Source organism: Streptomyces torulosus (assembly GCF_001419765.1).
Lineage (GTDB): Bacteria > Actinomycetota > Actinomycetes > Streptomycetales > Streptomycetaceae > Streptomyces > Streptomyces torulosus.
In genome coordinates, this window is record NZ_LIRK01000104.1 from 1 (window position 1) to 3,812 (window position 3,812).

Annotated in this window: 2 protein-coding genes and 1 pseudogene; 2 read left to right on the forward strand and 1 reads right to left on the reverse strand. The window is 71.4% G+C overall.

What is annotated here, in order from left to right; genetic code table 11:
- The coding region (locus AOK23_RS08215) for a phosphatidylglycerol lysyltransferase domain-containing protein (protein ID WP_055712089.1) at nucleotides 1-1,778 on the reverse strand (1,778 nt) is incomplete at its 3' end.
- Between the two features lie 192 nt (nucleotides 1,779-1,970).
- Between AOK23_RS08215 and AOK23_RS08220 the strand changes: the two genes are divergently transcribed.
- Both AOK23_RS08220 and AOK23_RS08225 read left to right on the forward strand, forming a co-directional pair.
- On the forward strand, nucleotides 1,971-3,095 hold the full coding sequence (locus AOK23_RS08220) for an alpha/beta hydrolase (RefSeq protein WP_055712090.1): 1,125 nt from the start codon (nucleotides 1,971-1,973) through the stop codon (nucleotides 3,093-3,095).
- Between the two features lie 283 nt (nucleotides 3,096-3,378).
- Nucleotides 3,379-3,812, forward strand: a pseudogene (locus AOK23_RS08225) (hypothetical protein); the annotation flags it as partial.

Here is a 3,812-nt window from a genome sequence, read left to right on the forward strand (position 1 = left end):
GGCCTGGGGCGGCGGCGCAGGACGCGGGGGAGGGCGAGGCTGACGAAGCCCTCGGCCTGCATGGCGGCGAGGCCGATGCGGGGCAGGTCGCGTGAGGTGGCGTAGACGACGAAGCGGGGCTCCCAGCGCGGGCGGAACTTGGCGTTGAACTTGTACAGCGACTCGATCTGGAACCAGCGGGAGAGGAACACGAGCAGGCCGCGCCAGGCGCGCAGGACGGGACCTGCGCCGATCTTCTCGCCGCGGGCCAGGGCGGCGCGGAACATCGCGAAGTTCAGGGAGACGCGCTGGACGCCCAGGCGGGGGGCCGCTTCGAGGGCCGCGACGATGAGGAGTTCGTTCATGCCGGGGTCGGCGGAGCGGTCGCGGCGCATCAGGTCGAGGGAGGCGCCGTCGGGGCCCCAGGGCACGAAGTGGAGTACGGCCTTCAGGTCGCCGTAGGGGCCGGGGGTCTCGTCGGCCTTGTGGGCGGTGGCGATCAGGCAGTCGCCGTCGTCCGGGTCGCCGATGCGGCCGAGCGCCATGGAGAAGCCGCGCTCGGTGTCGGTGCCCCGCCAGTCCTCGGCGGCGCGGCGGATGCGGTCCAGTTCGGCCTCGCCGAGGTCACGGACGCGCCGCACCCGGGTTTCGTAACCCAGGCGCTCGATGCGCTTCACCATTTGACGCACGTTGCGCATCGCGCGTCCGGCGAGGGAGAAATCCGCGACGTCCACCACCGCCTCGTCGCCCAGTTCGAGGGCGTCGAGGCCGGTCTCGCGGGTCCACACCTCGGCGCCGGTCTCGGAGCAGCCCATGACGGCGGGGGTCCAGGAGTGGGCCTTGGCCTCGTCCATGAAGCGTTCGATGGCGCCGGGCCAGGCCTCGACGTCGCCGATCGGGTCGCCGCTGGCGAGCATCACCCCGGAGACGACCCGGTACGTCACCGCCGCCTTGCCGCTCGGTGAGAACACGACCGCCTTGTCGCGGCGGAGCGCGAAGTGGCCGAGGGAGTCACGGCCGCCGTGCCGGACCAGCAGGGCGCGCAGCCGGGACTCGTCGTCGGAGGTGAGGCGGGCCGCCGGGTGCTCGGGGCGGAAGGCGAGGTAGATGGTGGTGACGGCGGTCAGCAGGCCGAGGGCGCCGAGCGAGTAGGCGACCGTCCACGAGGTGTTGCCGGCGTAGACGATGGGTCCCTCGAAGCCGAAGAGGCCGTAGATGACGTGTTCGAGCCGGTCGGCGAGGCTCGGGTCGCCCACCATGTGCTGGGCGTGGGCGCTGACGACGAGCAGGCCGAGGAGGATCGAACCGGTGCCCATCAGCATGAAGTTGGCGAGTGCCCGCCAGCGGCTGGTGGGGTCGGGCAGGGCGCGGAACTCGTCGCGGTGGCGCAGCAGCGGGACGAGCAGCGCCAGGGAGATGAGGACGCCGACGATCGAGTGCCGGTAGGTGAACTGCGCGATCGCCCCGGCCGGCAGGAGCACGACCGCCGCGCGCCAGGCCCGGCGCTTGCGTCGCCGCAGTCCGTGGGCGAGCAGCAGCAGGAGGACCCCCGCGCTCAGCGACATCGCCGCGGCGAACGGGCCGAGGGCACCCGGCAGCACCTCCGCCAGCGCGTGCATCCGGCTGTGCCGGAAGCGGGGGAACACGCCGGCGGCGATGTCCACGAGTCCGACGAGCGTGCAGGCCCTGGCGACCAGCGCGGGCACCGCCTCGGGGCGCGGCCCGCGCAGCAGGCCGCGTGCGCGCCGAGCGGCGCTCAGCGGGAGCCGGCCCGAACGGACCGGAACCCCACCCGACATTTCCCCATCTGTCCTGACAGACATCGCATCCCGTAGTTCCGCGAGAGATCTTGGACCCGGCGCCTTTCCGGCATCCGGCGACATTGCGCCCTCTAGGACGTTGGCTCGGCCACGTCGGTTCACTCTCCATCGGAAAGCTGAACCAAAGGGCAGGGAAAGACAGGGAAAGAAAGAACGGCGGGGGACAATCCGATGGGTCTTACGAGCAACAAGGTGCTGGTGCTGGCGGTGACGTCCGCAGTGCTGCTGTTCGTCGGCACGGTGTGGCTGTGGCCGAGGCTGGCACGGCGGGGCTGGCGGCCCGTGTGCGGACGGATCGGGGTGCTGCTGGCCACGCAGGTCGCCGTCTTCGCGGCGATCGGCCTCACCGCGAACCAGGCCTTCGGGTTCTACGCCAGCTGGGCCGACCTCTTCGGCCGGGAGACCGCGCAGGGCGTCGTCGTCGACCACGACGACGCCGAGACCGGGGGCCCGTTGCGGGTCCTCGACACCCGGCCGGTGAACGTGACGGGCGGCGGCCGGCCCGAGGTCGGCGGGCAGATCCAGAAGGTCGAGATCATCGGCCGTACCTCACGGATCGCCAGCCCGGCGTACGTCTATCTGCCGCCGGAGTACTTCCAGCCCCGGTACCGCACCCGCAGCTTCCCGGCGGCCGTCGTCCTCACCGGCTACCCGGGCACCGCCGAGGCGCTCATCAAGGGCCTGCACTTCCCGCAGACCGCCCACACGCTGGCCCGCGAGGGCAAGGCGCAGCCGATGATCCTGGTCATGATGCGGCCGACCGTGGCGCCGCCGCGCGACACCGAGTGCGTGGACGTCCCGGGAGGCCCGCAGACCGAGACGTTCTTCGCGCGGGACCTGCCGGACGCGGTCGGCCACCACTACAGGGTCGGCAGGAGGCCCGGCAGTTGGGGCGTCATCGGCGACTCCACCGGCGGGTACTGCGCACTGAAGCTCGCCGTCCACCACCCGGGGACGTTCGCCGCCGGCGCGGGACTCTCGCCGTACTACAAGGCGCCGATCGACCCGACCACCGGTGATCTCTTCCGGGGGAACAAGACGCTGCGGAACGAGGCCGATCTGTTCTGGTACCTCAAGCACCGGCCGGCGCCCGACACCTCTCTTCTCGTCACCAGCAGCAAACAGGGAGAGGTCAACTACAAGGCCACACTGGACTTCATCGCGTTGGCCGAGGAGAAGCAGCCGACGCGGATCTCGTCGATCATCCTCGACAGCGGCGGGCACAACTTCAACACGTGGCGGCGGGAGATTCCGGCGACCCTGCAGTGGATCAGCGGACGGCTCAGTGACCGGTGAGGGGCGGGGGTCCGGGCCGGTCGGCAATTCCGTGGGAGCCGTGGGATCGGTGGGATCCCTGGGATCGGTGGAATCCGTGGAATTGCGCGGGTGGCGAAAGAGCGTGATGTGGCCAAGGCGTATCTGGAATGACGGGAGTTGATCGAGTAGAGGAGCCGCCGGTGAGCGCAATGGTGCCCCGGTGGTGAGGGAGCTTGTGAGGGCTTGTGAGAGGTGAGAGGGGCGGCTGAGTTTTTACGGCCCGGGGCACCATGATTCGCCTACGCGCGGTAAGTTTCTGGCCATGCCACGTGGACGTCACCGCCATTCACCGCCTCTGCACAGGCTGCTGCCCCCCACGGCGATCGCAGGCGTCTCGCTCGTCTGCGCCCTCGGGCCCTGGGTGTTCTCCGGGCCGGCGGTGCTCCGGGTCCTCGCGGCGCTCGCCGCGGCCACCGCGGCCGTGGGCGCCGCGGTCATGCGCCGCTGGGACGTCGAGGCGGGCAAACGCGTCGCCGACCTCACGCGCGCGCGGGCGAGCGACGAGTGGCGCCACGAGGAGCGGGTCGCGGAACTGGAGACGGACCTCGAGGAGTCCCGCGAGCTGCGTACCAAGCTGGAGCACAAGCTGCGCGCCAAGCGGGCCGAGTTGGCGAACCTCCGCAACGAACACGCCGCGCTGCTGCGCCGGTACGCCACCGCCGAGACCGAGCGGGCCAGCGCCCTGGAGGGCCGCCG